The following is a 217-nucleotide window of genomic DNA, read 5'->3' as shown; positions in this document are numbered from 1 at the left end:
ATCAAGACGCCGGCAACTCCAAGGATTGTAGCCAAAGGAAGTAAAATCCAGTAGCTCAAGTAAGATGGAACGTTAATTCCGAGATTCAAGAATTCTTGGAGGAAGATAACGATCGCACCAATTGCAACAAAGAGAATGACAATTCCCCAAGCATAGATAATTGATGGAATTGTGTTCAAAACAAATTGTGCAACTAAAGCAACCAAGCCGATTTCTG

1 protein-coding gene is annotated in these 217 nt (G+C 40.1%); it reads right to left on the bottom strand.

Annotation, left to right across the window (positions count from 1 at the left end; genetic code table 11):
- Positions 1-217, bottom strand: a 217-nt coding sequence (locus CBI42_RS12975; protein WP_218822084.1) for a hypothetical protein, incomplete at both ends; no start/stop codon positions are given.

Source organism: Streptococcus sp. KR, from assembly GCF_002238115.1.
Classification (GTDB): domain Bacteria; phylum Bacillota; class Bacilli; order Lactobacillales; family Streptococcaceae; genus Streptococcus.
Note: the sequence above shows the minus strand (reverse complement) of the source record. Positions and strands in the feature narration are given on the sequence as shown.